Genomic DNA, 19,832 nt, shown 5'->3' on the forward strand with positions numbered 1-19,832 from the left:
CCATGTTTTCAAAGTTTATTTGCTTAATACTCATTCTACAAACTTTCATTATTCATTCCCAAAAAATAAAGGTTGCCTGTGTTGGAAATAGTGTAACTTATGGCTATAACATAGAAAATCGGGAAGAAAATTGTTATCCAAGTCAACTTCAAAATCTATTAGGACATCAATATGAAGTTGGCAATTTTGGGCATTCAGGAGCTACATTGCTTAAAAATGGACATAAACCTTATTGGGATAAAAAGGAATTTACCGAGTCAAAAGAATTTTTACCAAATATTGTTGTTATTCATTTAGGTTTAAACGATCAGGGAAATAACAATTGGCCAGACCATAAAGGTGAATTTATTGATGATTATCTGGATATGATTTCGACATATCAAAATCTGCCAACAAACCCGAAGGTGTTTATTTGTAGAATGTCTCCAACTTTTTCGGGTCATCATTGGTTTGAAGAAGGTATGCGTGAAAGTTTTAAAGAAATTCAATCCAAAATTGAAAATGTAGCCAAAATTGCAAATGTTTCATTAATAGATTTACACGAACCTTTATACAGGTATCCTGAATACTTTCCAGATAATTTGCATCCCACAAAAGAAGGGGCAACAATATTGGCTCAGAAAGTTTATCAAGCTATTGCAAAAGATTATGGAGGATTAAAGGTTTCTAATTTGTATGGTGAAAATATGGTTTTTCAACGAAATGAACCTGTTGTCGTCACGGGAGTTTCGAATCCAGACGACGAAATTACTGTGGTTTTAAATACAACGAAATTAGTTACAAAACCAGATGAAAATGGAATTTGGAAAGCAATATTTCAAGCCATGGAAGCTGGAGGTCCTTACAGACTTAAAATCGAGTCGAAGTTATATGATAACATTGAAATTAGTAAGGTTTATATAGGTGAAGTTTGGTTGGCTTCAGGGCAATCAAATATGGATTTTCAGGTGAGTCAGATGCAATTTTCCGAAACTGTATTAAAAGATTCCATAAATCCGAATGTATTTGTGTTTTCAATGGATCCGAAGGTTTTAAAATCGACAGCGTTTACCAGAGAAGAATTAGCATTATGCCGTGCTAACAACTATTTTGAATATTCAGGATGGACCAATTCAGATGGAGATATACTGAAAAAGTTTTCGGCAGTAGCCTATGCTTATGCCTGTAACTTACAAAAGAAACTAAATGTTCCCGTAGGGGTTGTTTGCAACGCGGTTGGAGGCTCGACGACTCAATCATGGATAAGCCGGAAAAGTATGGAACAAACTCATGAAACAATTAGTTTGTTAAATGATACATGGTTTAATCCTTTGGTAGATACTTGGGTTTCCGAACGGAAATCTCAAAATTTTCGAGGCGATAAATTTCTAAAAACCAGACATCCTTACGATGCAACGTTTTTATTCGATTCAGGTATTTTACCTCTGTCAAGCTATAATTTTAAAGGGGTTATTTGGTATCAGGGAGAATCAAATACCAATCATATAGCCTTACATTCCAGATTATTTAGAATGTTAGTAACCGATTGGCGCACCCATTTTAACAAGTCCGATTTGCCATTTTATTATGTTCAGTTAAGTAGTATAAATAGACCCAATTGGGGGGACTTTAGAGATGAACAGCGTAAGTTATTATCCATTCCTAATACAGGAATGGTAGTTTCATTGGATGTAGGTGATAAAACCGATGTGCACCCTAAAAAAAAATGGGTTGTAGGGACCCGTTTAGCAAACGTAGCTTTGGCTAAAACATATAAAAAGAGCATTAGTTTTTCAGGACCTTTGTTTGATTATGTAAATGTTTTAGATGATAAACTAAAGGTTGCTTTTAAATATTCGTCTGTCCTAAAAACTATCGATGGATTTCCGGTGAAAGATTTAGAAATAGCAGGCGAAGATAAATTATTTGTAAAAGCTCAATCTAAAATAGAGAAGAATTTATTAATCCTTTGGAGTACAGAGATTAAAGACCCAAGATATGTAAGATATGGCTATACTTCTTTTTCAGAAGGAAATTTAACTAACGCTTCCGGATTACCAACATCAACATTTTCAAATATTACAAACTAAACATATGAAAGCTTTTTACACTTTTTTTACGATTTTATTTTTATCGATTCTGGCAAATGCTCAAAAATTTCAAAATCTAGCTTTAACACCACCTATGGGATGGAACTCCTGGAATCGTTTTGAATGCGATGGTGTCAATGAAACAGTAATAAAAGAAATGGCAGATGCTATGGTTCTTAATGGTTTAAAAGATGTGGGTTATCAATATATTGTTATTGATGACTGCTGGCAGGTGGGCCGAGATAATAATGGATACATTATAGTTGATAAGGAAAAATTCCCCTCAGGAATGAAAGCTTTGGCAGATTATATTCATTCAAAAGGATTAAAATTCGGCATTTATTCAGATGCAGGAACTGCTACTTGTGCTGGTCGTCCGGGAAGTAAAGGTTTTGAAGTTAAAGATGCAGAAACATATGCTAAATGGGGTGTTGACTATTTAAAATACGACTGGTGTAATACCCAAGGGCAAGATGCAAAACAATACTATACTATTATGCGAGATGCACTTTTTAAAGCAGGAAGGCCAATTGTTTTTAGCATGTGCGAATGGGGTGAAAACAAACCTTGGGAATGGGCTGAGGATGTTTCGCACCTTTACAGAACGACCTATGATATTGATATGAAAGGTCGATTTGATGGGGATATTTGGGGAAACCAATTGGGGTGGACAAAAATTCTTGATAAGCAAGTGGGACTTGAAAAATACGCTGGTCCAGGTCACTGGAATGACCCTGATATGCTGGCTGTTGGAAATTCGAATATGACCACGAATGAGGCTAGAGCTCATTTTACAATGTGGTGCATGTTGGCAGCGCCTTTAATGGCTGGCAATGATTTGAGATCCATGTCGGTAAACGATAAAAATATTTTAACAAATAAAGCTTTAATTTCTATAAATCAGGATAAATTAGGGAAACAAGGTTTTAAAATTGAAGATTTTGGAAATTTTGAAATCTGGCAAAAAGAACTTTCCAAAGGAGACATTGCCATATGCCTTTTTAACAGAGAGTTTAATCGTAAAAGATATAACATTGACTGGGAAAGTATACCAATCAAAAACTTCATAGGAAAATATAGTGTAATAGATTTATGGAATAATCAAAATATAGGTACTACAGAATCAAAATTTACAATTGAAATTCCTTCTCGCGACGTGGTGGTTTATAGGTTAAAAAAAGTACTATAAATGCTATAAAAATAGCAAGAATAAAAGATTTAAATAAAAGTAATTTATTAAAATGAAATTTACAATTTGTAAAACAAAATTAGTGCCTGTATTATTCATGTGTCTAATTTCACATGTTTTCGCTCAAGATTTTAGCAATACATTCGAATCTCTAATTTCTACCGAGACATTAAAAAATGTCCCTAGAAAATTAATTCCTTACCCAAAAGAAGTTACTTGGAACACTGGGCATTTAAGTTTTAACAACCTTAAAATTGAAAGTGATATTGATTTAGACCAAATTTCAATAGAAATTATAGAAAGTATTGTACATAATGATGCGTTTGTAACCGATGCTTCAGTAGCTGTTTTTAAGTTGGTAAAAAATCAGAGAATCAATTCTGAAGGCTATACTTTAAAGGTTTCAGAAAATGAAATAGAAATACAGTTCAAAGATGAATCAGGACGATTTTATGCCTTGCAGACATTAGCTCAACTTGCAATAGTAAAGCAAGGGAAGATTCAAATTCCTTTTTGCGAAATTGTAGATGAACCAAAACATTCAGTGCGCGGTTTTTTATTGGATGTGGGCCGTAATTTTATAAGCTTAGATATTTTGAAAGAACAGCTAGATATTATGGCTAAATATAAGTTAAATGTTTTTCAGTGGCATTTAACCGATAGACCTGCATGGCGTATAGAAAGTAAAGCTTATCCGAAACTTAATCTGGCAGAAAACCACAGACCAACAAGAGATCCCGGAAAATATTATACCTATGATGAAATTCGCGAATTAATAGCTTATGCCAAAGAAAGGCACATAACAATTATCCCAGAAATAGATATGCCAGGCCATAGCGATTCTTTTGTGACATCTATGGGTTTTAAAATGGAATCGAAGCAAGGAATGGATGCTTTAGAAGTCATTCTTAATGAATTTTTTATGGAAATTCCTGAAGATTTATGTCCTACTATTCATTTAGGATCAGATGAAGTTCATATAGAAAATCCAGATGAATTTATGACCAGAATGATTAGGGTATGCAAGGAAAATAATAGAGAGGTTATCGTTTGGAACCCAGGTTTAAAAATAGAGGAAGATGTTATTAGGCAAACCTGGCAACCTAAGAATTTAGAAGCCAAAGGCTATAAAGAAATTGACTCATGGAACAGCTATATAAACAACAGCGAGCCTATGACGTCTGTACCTAAGATTTTATTCAAACCAATCGGATATAAATCTAAAAACAATATTATTGGTGGAATTTTAAGTTTATGGCCCGATGTTAATTTAGAAAATGAAACCGATTTTATAAGCCAGAACCCTCTATATCCTTGTTTGTTAACGTATGCCTGGACAACATGGACAGGCGATGTTACAAAAACTTCAGATAGATATCTTACCATGTTACCTGAACGAGGTACAGAAGCCTTTAAATATTTAGAGACTTTTGAATACTATTTATTGCATCATAAAAACCAATATTTAAAAAACAAACCCTTTCAGTATGTAAAACAAACTAATAGTGATTGGTTATTATCTGAGCCTTTATCAAAAGAAGATGCGTTTATAATAGAGGAGCAGGTTAGTTCAGGAAAATCGTTAAATACTGAAAACTGGAAACCAGCAACAGGAAATACCATAATTGTTAAAGATCGCTTTAAGCAAGGGGGATATTATCCCGAAGCAAATAATGGAAATACTGTTTTTGCGCAGAGACAAATTAAAGTAGATCATGATCAAACTATTAAAGTTTGGATAGGTTTTGAAACCCCTTTAAGAGCAAACAGGGTCTATTCTGGTATTCCAGAACAAGGCAGATGGGATGCCAATGGAGGGACTATTTGGGTTAATGGAAAGGAACTTACGGCACCAAAATGGAAAAATCCGGGATGGAAACCGTCAAAGATAGAAGGCTGGGGATCGAAAGAAGATCAAGAAATCCCCTGGGCAAAGGAAGAATTGTATTGGACTCGCGAACCTGTTTCTATAAAGCTTCAAAGAGGCGTAAATACAATTGTATTTAAAGTGCCAGGTAAAATAGATTATCAGAATTGGATGTTCACCTTTGCTCCATTGGAGCCAGTTAAATCTTATTCTAAACATTACTATGAGCGGTTTGAATTGTTTAATAAGGAACCTGATACAGAGCATGAAATAATCTTTTTAGGAAACAGTATAACCGAAGGAGGCAATTGGAAAACTTTGTTTCCTAAATATAATGTTATTAATCGCGGTATTAGTGGCGATGTCACAGATGGTATTTTAAATAGAATTGATGAGGTTGCGGCATCTCAACCATCAAAAGTGTTTTTGCTTGCAGGAACTAATGACATGGCTCATGGTCGAAGTGTAGATTACGTTTTAAAGGGGATTCAGGATATTGTTGAGGCGATAAATGAAAAATCTAAAAACACGGAAATTTATATTCAAAGTATACTGCCAGTAAACCCTTATATTGGAGAGCGCTTTGCTGGTCATAAAGCTAATCATCAAAAGATAATGGAAGCCAACAAGCTACTAGAAGATTTAGCAAAAACGTTAAATATTGAGTATATAGATCTTCATAAAGCTATGAGAAATAAAGAAAGGTACTTAAAAACAGAATATACTCATGATGGTTTGCATTTAACCGAAAAAGGTTATGCCAGGTGGAAACAAGTCATTAAAAAATATGTAAAGTAAGGTTTATGGAAAATAAAGCAAGACCATATGTTTTAGCAGAGACAAACTATATGGCAATTGAAAACGAAGATTATACGGTTGCTGTGTTGCCTTGGGGAGCAACGGAAGCACATAATTATCATTTACCTTATGGCACTGATAATATTTTATCTGAGGGTGTAGCTATTGAAGCTGCTCGATTAGCCTGGAATAAAAATGCAAAAGTGATTGTTTTACCAACTGTTCCCTTTGGTGTAAATACAGGCCAGTTCGATGTGCCTTTTTGCATAAATATGAATCCCAGTACCCAATTAAAAGTTATTCAGGATATTGTAAAGGTGCTAGATGTTAACAAGGTGAATAAATTGGTAATCGTAAATGGACATGGAGGAAATAATTTTAAACAAATTATTCGTGAGTTATCCATCCAATTTCCTGGGGTATTTGTTTGTGCCCTAAATTGGTGGCAGGCTGAAAATGGCTCTGATTATTTTAATGAACCTGGTGACCATGCAGGGGAACTTGAAACCTCAGTTGTAATGCATTTAACACCGGAGTTGGTACTACCTATTCAGGAAGCAGGCAATGGCGAGGCAAAACAATTTAAAATAAAAGGATTAAAAGACGGTTGGGTAACGGCACAACGAAGATGGACATCAGTTACATGTGATACTGGTGTAGGAAATCCTAAGGAGTCAAACAAAGAAAAAGGAGAACGTTTCTTTGTAGCTACAACACAAGCAATAGCTTCGTTTTTTGTAGAACTCCATAATGCCGATTTAAATAATTTTTATGAATAAATTTGGAAAAACTAAATTAAATATGAAATTCTTATCGAATGTTTTATGGATTGCTGCAGCAATCGTTTTAGGCTCATGTGTAAATGATAAAACATATACACAACCAGTCGTACAAATTATACCTAAGCCACATCATACACAAATAAATGAAGGTGTTTTTGTGTTTAATGAAAATACTCAATTTGTAATAAGTTCTTCTTCACAAGAAGAAATAGCAACGTTGTTAACTAGTCAATTTAAACATGCCGCTGGATGGGATCTAAATGTGAGCGACAAGTCACATGGGAAGAATGTGGTAGAATTATTAATTGATGAAAGTATTGAAAAAGAAGGGTATCAATTGAAGATCGATTCAAATCATATTGAAATATCTGCAAGTAGTAATGCAGGATTTTTATATGGAATTGAAACCTTAAGACAATTATTACCAGAAAGTATTGAAAGTGATAATTTGAAACCAGACATAGACTGGATTGTGCCTTGTCTTACTATAGAAGATAAACCAAGGTTTCAGTACAGGGGCTTAATGTTAGATGTATCTCGCCATTTTTTTGAAATAGATTATTTAAAGAAAACCATAGATCGGTTGGCCATGCTAAAAATGAATGTTTTGCACTTGCATTTGGTTGATGATCAAGGGTGGCGAATAGAAATAAAAAAATATCCCGAATTAACTAATGTTGGAGCCTGGAGAGTAGATCAGGAAGATAAACATTGGGACGGTAGAAGAGCTACTTTACATGGAGAAAAAGGAACTTACGGCGGGCATTACACGCAAGAGCAATTACAGGACTTGGTGGCCTATGCTGAAACAAAAAACGTGGAAATTATTCCTGAAATAGAAATGCCGGCACATGTATCTTCCGCTATAGCTTCTTACCCCGAATTAGCCTGTTTTAATCAGAAAACAGGAGTGCCTTCAGGAGGTGTTTGGCCAATTACAGATATTTATTGCGCTGGAAAAGACGATACATTTACGTTTTTAGAGAATGTTTTAACCGAGGTCATGGCTATTTTTCCTTCAAAATATATCCATGTAGGAGGGGATGAGGCTACCAAAACCAATTGGGCAAAATGTTCACATTGTAAAGAAAGAATGAATGCGGAAGGTCTTAAGAGTGTTGAAGAACTTCAGAGTTATTTTATAAAGCGTATGGAGCGATTTATAAATGCTAATGGAAAAAGGCTAATTGGTTGGGATGAAATTTTAGAAGGAGGCATTGCTCCAGAAGCTACGGTAATGAGTTGGAGGGGTGTAAAAGGAGGAGTTGAAGCTGCTGAACAAGGACACGATGTTATTATGACTCCGGGTACACATTGTTATTTCGATCATTATCAAGGACCTCAAAACGAAGAGCCGTTGGCGTGGGGAGGCTATACACCGGTAAGCAAAGTCTATACTTTCGATCCTGTGGTAGAGACTATGACAGAGGATGAAGCTAAACATGTATTAGGAGGGCAGGCGAATTTGTGGTCTGAACAAATTAAAACCGAATCGCATTCTGAATATATGATTTTTCCAAGACTATTGGCATTATCAGAAACGCTTTGGTCTCCTAAATCAACTCGTAATTGGGAAGATTTTTCATCAAGAATGGAAACGATGTTTACACGTTTGGATTACTTGGGGATTAACTATTCAAAAAGTTCTTATTTAGTCATGCATGATGCAGAAGTAGATATTCAATCAAAAGAGGTTTTGGTGTCTTTGAATAATGAATTTACTAATGCAGATATTCGTTATAAGCTTTCCGAAGAGAATAGCGACCAAGAATTTGTAAAATATACAAAGCCTATTAAACTTAAAGAGACGAAAAGAATTCAGGCATCATTATTTAAAGACGATACGCCTGTAGGTAAAATGTTTGACACTAATATTGAATTCCATAAAGCTGTCGGCAAGCCAATTACATTTAAGAAAGCATACCATCAAAACTATACTGGAGAAGGAGAGTTTGGTTTAGTAAATAGCCTAAGAGGTACCAAGAATTTTCACGATGGACATTGGCAGGCATGGCTGGTTGAGGATATGGAAGCTATTATAGATTTGGATGAATCTAATAATGTGCATGAAGTTATTGTTGGGACTTTAGAAAATCAAGGTCCGGGTATTTATTTTCCAACAGCAGTGATAGTTTATTTGTCAGAAGATGGTAAAAGTTATAGAGAAGTTGGAAAGGTTACGAGAGCATTTGCTAAAAATCCTAAATCTGAACTTAAAGAATTTAAGGTAAGTTTTAATGAGCAACCTTGCAGATATGTTAAGATTGTAGCCGAGAATTTAAAAGAAAATGAATCAGGAGGAGATACTTGGCTGTTCGTTGATGAGATTTTAATAAAATAGAAGTTTATTTAGAGATTTTTTAAGTTCTTCATCATTTAGTTTTTCCGTATTAAACTACAGTCAGAAGGATTTAGATTCGGGAGATGAGAAAGGGCAAAAACATGCTGGTGAGTTAAATGCGAGACCAGAGGTTTATGTAAATATTGATGGGTTTCAGCAAGGATTAGGAAGTATAAATAGCTGTCGCACATTACCAATGGACTAGTATTTACTGCCGTATAAAGATTATTCTTATTCATATTGGATGATGCCTTTAAAATAGATTAAATTCATTTTATACAATATTGAAAAAAGTAGCCCCTAACATTTTAGGGGCTACTTTTTATTTAAAGATTAAAATATTTAATATGTGTAACATAATACATTTTGTGTAAAATTAATTATATTAGCGGTTTAATCACCTTAATAAAGTTAAATTTGCTTAAAAGGCTATTTAAATGGTTTAAGAGATAATTCTTAATTTAAGTAATGAGAAAAAATAATAGCTTATTCGTACTTCTTTTTGTTTTTATAAACAGTTTTATAATTAGTGCGCAGGAAGAATCTAAAATTACTGTGTCTAATTTACAGAATTTACCACCAACCCAGCAAAACATGACTTCACTCGGTTTTGCTGGTATGTTAGGTGGAAATTATGAAGATGTTATTATTGCAGCTGGAGGTGCAAATTTTCCGAATGGCTTACCCTGGGAGGGAGGGGAAAAAGTTTGGAGCGATGAGATTTACATTTTTAAAAATAATACTTGGGTAAAGGTTTCAGAACGTCTTCCTCAGCCAATTGCTTATTCGGCTTCAGTCTCTCTAAAAGATGGTGTTTTATGCATCGGGGGAAATAATAAGGAATCTGTTAGCAATAGGGTACTACATATGGCATACGAAGCCGATTCTAAAACTGTTAGGATTACCAATTATCCAAATCTACCAGAACCTCTAGCTTTTTCAACAGCGATAGTTGAGGATAATTATGTGTATGTTGTAGGGGGAAAGAATAAAGATTTTACAACCAATGCTTTTTACAGGTTAAATCTAAATGAAAAAAAACAATGGGAAAAATTAAAAGATTTTCCTGGAGCACCAAGAGCACTTCATACTATTGCAGTCCAAGAAACATCTCATAGTAAAAAAATATTTGTTTTTGGAGGTAGAAATGAAGTTTCAGGTAAAAAATCGGAGGCTTTAAGTAGTTATTTATCTTATGATTTGAATAATAATGTTTGGACAGAAGAAGGCGATGTTGAAATAGATGGAAATAGTCGGGTATTAATGGGGGCGTCGGCTGTATCAATGGGATCTATGCATATATTAATTTATGGAGGTTGTGATGAATTAATCTTCGATAAATTAGAGAATATAGCCTTAGAAATAAACAATACAGAAAACGATTCTATTTTAGATTCGCTTACAGAAAGACGTGATTCACTCTTAAATAATCATCCTGGTTTTTCGAAAGAAATTTTATCTTTTAATACAATAACGAAGCAATGGTTTGTATATAATGAGTCAATGAGTAAACTTCCTGTTACGGCATTAAGTTTTAAAGATGATGAAGATTTTGTAATTGTTTCCGGGGAAGTGTCGCCTGGAATAAGAACACCCGAAGTTAAAAGATTTCGAATAGATGATCAAGAACATGGTTTTGGTATTTTAAATTATAGTGTTCTTATTTTATACCTTTTAATATCTGTATTAATTGGAGCTTATTTTTCGCGAAAACAAAAATCTACAACAGATTATTTTTCGGGAGGCGGTCGTATACCTTGGTGGGCTTCAGGCTTAAGTGTTTTCGGAACTTTATTAAGTGCAATAACTTTTATGGCTATTCCTGCTAAGGCCTTTGTAACTGATTGGTCCTTTTTCTTTTTAAACATAGCTGCAATTATTATAACTCCAGTAATAGCCTATGTCTTTATTCCTTTTTTTAATAAACTAAAAATAAAAACTGCTTATGAGTATCTCGAAGATCGATTTAATTACGTAGCACGTGCATTTGGAAGTTTGTCTTTTATAATTTTTCAATTGGGTAGGATAGGAATAGTCTTGTTGCTTCCATCGTTGGCAATTTCAATTGTAACAGGTATTCCAGTCGAAAGTTGTATTTTGATTATGGGATTATTATGTGTGTTTTACACTACTTTTGGTGGAATAGAAGCTGTTATTTGGACAGACGTTATGCAGGTATTCGTTTTAATGGGAGGAAGTGTTTTGGCTATTATTTGGATATTGGTTCATACAGAAACCCCTTTTGGTGAAATGATATCATATGCATCAGACGAAGATAAATTTAATATGTTGAATTTAGAATTTAATTTTTCCGATTCAACATTTTGGGTAGTTCTTATTGGAGGGTTAGCTTCTGCTATGGTGACTCAAGGGACAGACCAAACCATAGTTCAACGTTATTTAACAAGTTCGAGTATTAAAGATTCTAGAAAAACCCTTTATACCAACGCTGTTTTAACATTACCAGCCACAATTATTTTCTTTGGAATAGGTACTTTATTATTTATATTTTATACCGAAATGCCGAACAAATTATCTCCAACTATCTCTAACAATGACTCTATATTCCCATGGTATATTGTGAAGGAACTACCATTAGGAATATCAGGACTTTTGATTGCCGGAATATTTTCAGCTGCAATGTCAAGTATAAGTAGTAGCTTAAATTCGGTGTCCACAGCGTATTGTAATGATTTTCATTTACATTTTAGACCTTTTATAACAGATAAACAGTTGCTAAAAATAGCAAGAATAGCAACGGTTTTAACAGGGATTTTTGGTGTGTTATTCGCTTTATGGATGGCTAACTCTAATATCAAATCTCTTTGGGACCAATTTTATCGCTTTTTAGGATTGTTTACCGGAGGTTTAGGAGGAATGTTTCTCTTAGGCATGCTTACCAAGAAAGCTAATGCCATAGGTACGTTGTTAGGATTATTTGTTAGTGCTGTATTAACTTGGTACGTTAGTGCATATACAGACACAAATTTTTTAATGTATTCGTTTGTTGGTGTAGTATCTTGTTTTGGTTTTGGGTATTTGTTTAGTTTAATAATATCTAAAATAAATTAAGTTTTTTGCTGTGTTTAAATTTTAGTTCATTTTCATTACAATCGTATTTAACCTTAAAACATAATATTTATATGAAAGAAACTTAAAATAAACTATCATGGAATTTAATAAAAATCAATTCATAATTGTAAAACTATTTATCTAACTTTTTTTGAGTAAGAAAAATACATGTTTCTGATTTTTAGATTTTTTATTCCAATTATAAGTTAAAATATTTTTAAAGAATTAGATTTCAAGTTTTATTTTGTTTTTGAAAAGTAAAAATAAGAGTTGTTTTATTTTGTCACCAGTACACTTTCTTAAAATGTTATAGGCTTTTGTAAGATGTCCTTCAACTGTTTTTAGGGATATATTTAGATATTCTGCTATTTCTTGATTAGTAAGTCCTTCCTTTTTGCTAAGTATAAATGTTTCTTTGCATTTTTTTGGAAGTTTGTGGATGCCTTTTTCAATTAGTAAAACTTTTTCTTTAAGCAATTTGTCATTTTTATCTTCAAATATTCGTTCAAGTTCATTCATATATTTTTTTTCAAGCGCAGATATAGCTTTGTTCTTGTGATAATTGTTTATGAACTTATGATAGGCTATTTTATACATGTAATTGTTAATTAATGAAGTGTCCTTTAATTTTCTTCTTTCATTCCATAGATCAAGGTATACTTCTTGAACAATATCTTGAGCTAGATTATAATCTCTTGTTAGACTAATTGTGTAGTGCAGTAATTTTTTGTGATATTTTTTTATGAGGTAGCTGAAAGCATCTTCATTTCCGTTTTTAAGATGATTTAATAAAAAGAGAGGATCACTAAAATCTAAAGACATAATATTGCTATAACCTTGTAAAGTCAAATATCAGGTAAATTATTGAACAAAAAAAAAAAAAAAGCAAGGGTATTTTAAATTGACTTTGCTATTTAATAAAAGCTCTTAAAAATGGAAGAGAAAATTGAAAAATTAGTTGTAAAATTTTTAAATAAAACGGCTACCCAAGCTGAATTGAAACTTGTGTCAGATTGGTTAGAAAATCCTAAAAATATGCTTCTTTTTAGAAAAATTGTAGATGTACATGTTGCTATTATTCCTAGTATGACCTCTCCAAAGACAGAAAGAACAGTAGAATTATTTTTAAAACAAATAGGTAAGAAAAAAAATAAAGTATTTCAAATTAATAATTTCAAATACTTTGTAGCGGCATCAATTATATTGCTTTTTGGAGTAGTTCTCTTTTTTAAATATGAAAGTCAGTCAAACAGACAAATTTTAAATAATAGAGATAGTCAGGTTTTGATTGAACAAGGATCAAACAAGGCAATTTTGACTTTAGAAAATGGAACCCAAATGGTATTAGAAAAGGGAACATCAATAAATACAGTTAATGCCAGTAGTGATGGTAAGCAAATTGTTTATAGTTCATCTGAATCTTTAAAAAAAGTAAAGTATAATTATTTAACTATACCAAGAGGAGGGCAATTTCAACTTGTACTTTCTGACGGTACAAAGGTTTGGTTGAATTCTGAAAGTAAATTAAAGTACCCAGTTTCTTTTAATAAAGGAAAAAATAGGGAGGTTGAATTAATTTATGGGGAAGCCTACTTTGATGTAATATCAAGTCGGGGGAATAATATAGGTAAATTCTTAGTTAAAAATCAATATCAAGAAGTCGAGGTATTGGGTACCGAATTTAACATAAAAGCCTATCCTGATGAATCAGATGTATACACGACTTTAGTAGAGGGTAAAGTTTTAATTAATTATGAAGGGGAAACACATACTTTAAAACCAAATCAACAAGCAAAATTAGACATTCAAACTAAAGAGGTTTTATCTTATAAGGTTGATGTAAAACGTGTAATTTCTTGGAAAGATGGAATATTTAGTTTTACAAACAATTCATTAAAAGACATTATGAGGGTGATTTCAAGGTGGTATGATGTAGATGTAGTTTTTGTAAATAGTGAACTAGAAACTGTTATGTTTAAGGGGTCTTTAGATAAAAATCAAAGTATTCAAAATATTTTATCCATTATGAAATCTACTTCAATTAATGATTACTCAATAATGGATAGAACAGTGTACCTTGAATAATATTATATATTAAAATTTTAGTGAAGAAATTAATATTAAGTTTTAAAATGTAAATATGAACACAACTTGAAAAAAAAGGATAAAGTTTAACCGGTCAAAGTATAAAACAATATCCTTTATAGAATTATTATTAATTAAAATGTTTAACTAACAACTAACAAATTTATGAAAATTAAATTTACTAATGGCTGTTTTCTATTTAGAAAGCGGATTACTATGATTATTATGAGAGCATTCATTTTTATGTGGTGTACTGTTCTATTTTCCTTTACCCCAAAAGACCTTTTTTCTCAAAATTTTAAAATCAAAATTGAAGAAGAAAAGAAATATACTGTCGATGAGGTTTTTGATTTAATTATGAATCAGACTGATTACAGGTTTTTTTATGAAATCGGATTGTTTGATAATGAAAGTAAAGTACAATTAAAAAAGGGGACAATTTTAATAAACGAATTATTAAAATTGAGTTTGTCTAATTTAGACTTTGAAATTAATCTAAAGAATAAAAATGAAATTTCTATAAAAGAAAGATTAAAATTAGATTTAGGACAACAAAAATTTGGTGTTTCAGGTGTAATTACAGATGAGTCGGGAATGCCATTAATAGGAGCCAGCATTATAGAAAAGGGAACCCTTAATGGAACGTCTACTGATTTTGATGGAAATTTTAGAATAAATGTAACTAATGAAAATTCAATTTTAGTAATTTCTTTCTTAGGTTATAAATCCATAGACTATCCAATAAGTGGTAGTGCAGATGTGAAAATTATTATGAAAGAAGATACCTCTTCATTGGAAGAAGTGGTAGTTGTGGGTTATGGTACGCAGAAAAAGGGAAACCTGACAGGTGCCGTGAGTACTATTGATGCTGAAGTATTAGAAAACCGTCCAGTAACCAACACTATGCAAGCATTACAAGGAGCTGCTCCAGGTTTAACCTTAAGTGTTGGTAATACAGGAGGTGAGCCAGGAGCTAATATGAATATTAGTATTCGAGGGATTGGAAATTTACAGGGTACAGGAGCTCCATTGGTGGTAGTTGACGATATCCCATTAAGTGATCCTTCTGGACTTAATGATATAAATCCAGATGATATTGAAAGTATTTCTGTATTAAAGGACGCTGCATCATCGGCTATTTATGGTTCTCGAGCTGCTTTTGGAGTTATTATTGTAAAAACAAAAAGTGGAGAAGGTATACCTGGGCACGAAATAACATATTCAAATAACTTTATTTATTCATCACCACTAAATCGTCCAGATATGATGAATTCATTGGATTTTGCTAACTATTTTAATTTAGCAGCTACAAACGGAGGTGGAGCTCCTATTTTTAGTGATGAGGTTCTTGATAGAATAAAGGCTTATTTAGCAGATCCAATTAATACCCCAGTAACAGTAGCAAATGATGCTGGAACAAGATGGAATCAATATACTGGATCTAACGCTAATACGGATTGGTTTGATGTTATGTATAAAGATGTTGTGGTTCGTCAGCAGCACAATTTAAGTTTTTCAGGAAATGAAAAGAAATTAAATTATAATATTTCTGGATCTTTCTTTGATGGTCCTGGTATAATGAACTTTGGAGACGATAGTTATGAAAGGTATACGCTGAACTCAAAAATATCTAGTAAGATGACCGATTGGTTTACGGTTAATGCTAACATAAGAATGTCTAGGTCGGATATAGATAGACCAAGTTATGATATGGGTTTGTACTTACATAATATAGCACGAAGGTGGCCTACTAATGGTGTAATCATGCCTAATGGTAGTTATAGTGATGGCTCAGAAATACCTTTCATATTAGACGGAGGTCGAACTAAAATTAAAGACGTAAATTCCAATATTGGTTTAGATTTAATATTTGAACCTTTAACTGATTTGAAGGTAAAAGCTAGTTTATATTATAGAAATGCAAATAATAACTATTCAAGCCATACAGCTAAAGTTGGAGTTATTGAACCAAATGGGCAAGAAAGACTAATTAGAAGTAATAATAGTTTTTATCGTTCTGCTTCGGAAAGTTCCTATGTATCACCAAATTTAGTTGTGTCTTATCAGAAATCAATTAATGATACTCATAACTTTTACGCATTAGCCGGTTTCCAACAAGAGGAAACCACTTTTAGTTCGGTCAGTGCTTCCCGAAATGATTTGATTACTGACGGTGTACCATCTATATCGACGGCGGTAGGAGAAGATAATGTTGACGATTCCGTTGGAGCATTTGCTACCCAGGGGTATTTTGGTAGGTTTACTTATAATTATAAAGAAAAATATTTATTAGAAGTTAATGGACGTTATGATGCCTCATCAAGGTTTGCTCCTAATAGTCGTTGGGACTTCTTTCCTTCTATTTCACTAGGTTATAATATAGCTAAAGAAGAATTCTGGAATATTGATAAAGTAAACATGTTAAAGTTACGTTATTCAACCGGAGCTATTGGTAACCAAAATGTTGCTAATTATCTTTATGTGTCTCGTATGCCTGTTAGAACAAACCTTTGGTGGTTAGGTAGTGGTGGACGACCTAATTATACACAAACACCTAGTTTAATTAGTCCAGACATTACATGGGAAACAGTAAGTACGGATAACTACGGTTTAGATATTGCAGCGTTCAATAATCGTTTTGAAACCACTTTTGAATATTTTGTCCGAGCTACTGATGATATGTTTGGACCAGCAGAAAGATATCCAGAACTATTAGGTACTTCTGCGCCACAAGCTAATAACGCTTCATTAGAGACCAAGGGGTTTGATTTAAGTGTAAGATGGAAAGACAATATTGGTGATTTTAACTATAATCTTGGGTTCGTATTATCAGATGCTGTTACTACTGTAACTAAATATCGTAATCCAAATAACTTATTAAATACTTATCGTGAGGGGCAGAAACTAGGAGAGATTTGGGGCTTCGAAACGTTGGGGCTTTATCAAAATCAAGAGGAAATTGATAACGGATTTGATCAGTCTACTATGTACGGAGGAGTTTGGTTTTCTGGAGATGTTAAATATAATGACCTAAATGGAGATGGTCAGATAGATTGGGGAGATTCTACTTCAGATAATCCAGGTGACAGAAGAATAATAGGAAATTCTACTCCTAGATACCAATACGCAATCAATGCAGGTTTTGATTACAAAGGTTTTGATTTCTCAATGTTCTGGCAAGGAGTTGCAAAAAGAGACGTTTGGGCTGGTGGACCATATACTTTTGGTGCTGTAGGTAACCAATGGCAGTCTGCTGCGTTGAAAGAGCATGCAGATTATTGGTCTGAGGATAACACAGATGCGTTTTTTCCACGTCCTACTTTTAGAAGTACTTGGAGAAATCAAGAGCCTCAAACTAGATATTTGCAAAATGCTGCTTATTTAAGACTTAAAAATCTAAGTATAGGATATAATTTCTCTGAGTCTTTGATAGAAAAACTATATCTAAAAAAACTTAGGATTTTTATTTCTGGGGAAAATCTATTAACGATTTCAGATATATCTGGAGTATTTGATCCAGAGGCTACAGGAGGGCGCTGGGGTAATGGTAAAATTTACCCGCTTCAAAAATCTTACTCAGTAGGTTTAAACGTTCAATTTTAATAATTTAAGACAATGAAATATTTGAAATTTATAATCATAATTTTAGGAATCGTAACTCTTTTCAACTGTTCAAATGATACACTTGATAGATTGCCAGAAGATGAGATTTCACCAGAACAATATTGGAAAACACCAAATGATTTAGCACTTTTTCTTAATCAATTTTACACTTCATTTTCAGTTCATGATGGTTGGAATGGTGGTATCTTTGAGTTTGATAACAATAGCGATAATCTTGCAGATATTTTTGTAAACGGAAGGCTTGAAGGTAATACAACAATGGCACCAACTTCTGATGGTTCTTGGAGTTACGGTAATATTCGAGCTGTGAACTTTTATCTTGAGAATAAAGACACAGCTGAAGGTGATGAAATCTTAATAAAACATTACAACGGAGAGGCTTATTTTTTTAGAGCGATGTTTTATTTCAATTTACTTAAGCGTTTTGGAGGAGTTCCCTATATCGATAAAACTTTGAATACTGATTCTCCTGAGTTGTACTCTCCTAGGATATCTAGAAATGAATTGGCAACCAAAATAGTGGAGGATTTAGATCGTGCTATCAATAATTTGCAAACAAAGGAGGTGGCAGAATCATTTAGAGTACATCAAGGCATGGCATTAGCATTAAAATCTTCGGTATGTCTTTATGAAGGTACTTGGGAAAAGTATCATGATGGTACGCCGTTTGGTGCAGAAACTAATGAAAGTAACAAGTTTTTACAGTGGTCCGTCGAATCATCGGAACGTTTGATTGATGAAAGTAATTACAGTTTGTTTAATAATGGAACCTCAACAACTTACTGGGATCTGTTCAATCAAGTGGATTATACAGGGAATCCAGAGGTGATATTTTGGAAAAAGTATAGTCTTTCTGATGGTATTACCCATCATGTTGGACATTATTTGCCACACAGTGGTTCAGGAACAGGTGTTACTAAGTCTCTTGTAGATTCTTATTTGGCTAGTGACGGTCAACCTATTTCAGTGAGTCCATTATATGATTCTAGTAAGGAAACTAGTTTAACTGATATAGTTGCGGATAGAGACCCTAGGTTGGCACAAACGATTTGCACACCAGGTGATTTGTTAACAGTAAACTCGGGAATCCCAAATGAAATATTTGAATATCCTGTTTTTAGAGGGAATAACGAAATTACATGTACTACAGGTTTTCAAATTTATAAAGGAGGAACGACAGATCTTGCTCAAAGAGTAGATAGTTGGACCGGAGCTATTATCTTTAGATATGCCGAAGTTCTTTTAAATTTCGCAGAAGCTAAAGCAGAATTAGGAATCTTATCACAAGCCGATTTAGATAAATCTATCAATGTATTAAGAGAACGTGTGAATATGCCATATTTAACTACGACTCCAGTTTCCGATCCTAATAAGGCTTTTCCTGGTTTAAGTGATTTACTTAATGAGGTACGAAGAGAGCGTCGCGTAGAATTAGCTTTAGAAGGTAAACGTTTTGATGATTTAATGCGTTGGGCCGCTGCAGATGAACTTATTGTAGGTAAGCGATTTGAAGGTTTTAAAATTATAGGTAGTGGCGATATGGAAACAGAATTTGAGGAGGAATTATATACAACTATTTTGGTAAATGATGAAGGTTACATAGATCCTTATATGAATTCAATGCCAAATGGATTCGGATTCAATATTGGTCGAGATTATTTGGCACCTATACCAACAGAACAAATAGTTTTAAGTAATAATAACGTTATTCAAAATCCAGGATGGGATTATTAAATTAAACGTAATTAAATAATTATAATATAAATTATATAATCTCGAATAGCATTATAACTATTCGGGATTATCAATTTAATATCAAAAACTAATTATTGACATAACTAGGGTTATTGTTAATGTATTTAACCTAATTAGTAATTTATATATAAATTTTGACTTTGTTGTTTTTAATTCATTAGTTTTAAAATACACGGTTGAATTTTTATTAAAAGAATTTATGAATTATAGACATATTTAGTTTAAATATTTCCAAGATATAATTTATAAA

The 19,832-nt window shown here is 33.0% G+C and carries 10 protein-coding genes and 1 pseudogene; 10 read left to right on the plus strand and 1 reads right to left on the minus strand.

The genetic code is table 11. The features are described from left to right. Positions 1–2 precede the first annotated feature (2 nt). From NO995_RS13505 to NO995_RS13530, 7 genes and pseudogenes are all read left to right on the plus strand, one after another. A complete protein-coding gene (locus NO995_RS13505) occupies positions 3–2,069 on the plus strand; it encodes a GDSL-type esterase/lipase family protein (protein ID WP_258227966.1) in 2,067 nt (688 codons plus the stop codon). Positions 2,070–2,073: 4 nt separating this feature from the next. Then, positions 2,074–3,258, plus strand: coding sequence for a glycoside hydrolase family 27 protein (locus tag NO995_RS13510; RefSeq protein ID WP_258227967.1), 1,185 nt, complete (start codon positions 2,074–2,076; stop codon positions 3,256–3,258). A 52-nt stretch (positions 3,259–3,310) separates the two neighbouring features. Further along, positions 3,311–5,923 carry a family 20 glycosylhydrolase gene (locus tag NO995_RS13515; RefSeq protein ID WP_258227968.1) on the plus strand — a complete coding sequence of 871 codons (2,613 nt, stop codon included), beginning with the start codon at positions 3,311–3,313 and terminating at the stop codon, positions 5,921–5,923. Between the two features lie 5 nt (positions 5,924–5,928). Then, positions 5,929–6,702: a creatininase family protein gene (locus NO995_RS13520; RefSeq protein WP_258227969.1), complete on the plus strand. Its 774-nt coding sequence runs from the start codon at positions 5,929–5,931 to the stop codon at positions 6,700–6,702. A 22-nt stretch (positions 6,703–6,724) separates the two neighbouring features. Beyond that, entirely contained in the window at positions 6,725–9,046 is a 2,322-nt protein-coding gene (locus tag NO995_RS13525; RefSeq protein ID WP_258227970.1) for a beta-N-acetylhexosaminidase, read from the plus strand. 40 nt (positions 9,047–9,086) lie between these two features. Beyond that, positions 9,087–9,251, plus strand: a pseudogene (locus NO995_RS17835) (hypothetical protein); the annotation flags it as partial. A 263-nt stretch (positions 9,252–9,514) separates the two neighbouring features. Beyond that, positions 9,515–12,118 carry a sodium/solute symporter gene (locus tag NO995_RS13530; protein WP_258227971.1) on the plus strand — a complete coding sequence of 868 codons (2,604 nt, stop codon included), beginning with the start codon at positions 9,515–9,517 and terminating at the stop codon, positions 12,116–12,118. Positions 12,119–12,343: 225 nt separating this feature from the next. On the opposite strand, the gene NO995_RS13535 is transcribed toward NO995_RS13530, so the two are convergent. Next, the gene (locus NO995_RS13535; protein WP_258227972.1) at positions 12,344–12,940 is read right to left on the minus strand and encodes an RNA polymerase sigma factor; all 597 of its coding nucleotides are present in this window, start codon (positions 12,938–12,940) and stop codon (positions 12,344–12,346) included. A gap of 111 nt (positions 12,941–13,051) precedes the next feature. Here NO995_RS13535 and NO995_RS13540 point away from each other — a divergent pair, with 111 nt between their 5' ends. The 3 genes from NO995_RS13540 to NO995_RS13550 all read left to right on the plus strand — a co-directional run bounded on the left by NO995_RS13540 (position 13,052) and on the right by NO995_RS13550 (position 19,561). Further along, a complete protein-coding gene (locus tag NO995_RS13540; protein WP_258227973.1) occupies positions 13,052–14,203 on the plus strand; it encodes a FecR family protein in 1,152 nt (383 codons plus the stop codon). 225 nt (positions 14,204–14,428) lie between these two features. Beyond that, positions 14,429–17,806: a TonB-dependent receptor gene (locus NO995_RS13545; protein WP_258227974.1), complete on the plus strand. Its 3,378-nt coding sequence runs from the start codon at positions 14,429–14,431 to the stop codon at positions 17,804–17,806. 12 nt (positions 17,807–17,818) lie between these two features. Then, entirely contained in the window at positions 17,819–19,561 is a 1,743-nt protein-coding gene (locus NO995_RS13550; RefSeq protein ID WP_258227975.1) for a RagB/SusD family nutrient uptake outer membrane protein, read from the plus strand. Positions 19,562–19,832 lie beyond the last annotated feature (271 nt).

Origin of the sequence: Aestuariibaculum sp. M13 (genome assembly GCF_024723255.1) — a bacterium.
Lineage (GTDB): Bacteria > Bacteroidota > Bacteroidia > Flavobacteriales > Flavobacteriaceae > Aestuariibaculum > Aestuariibaculum lutulentum.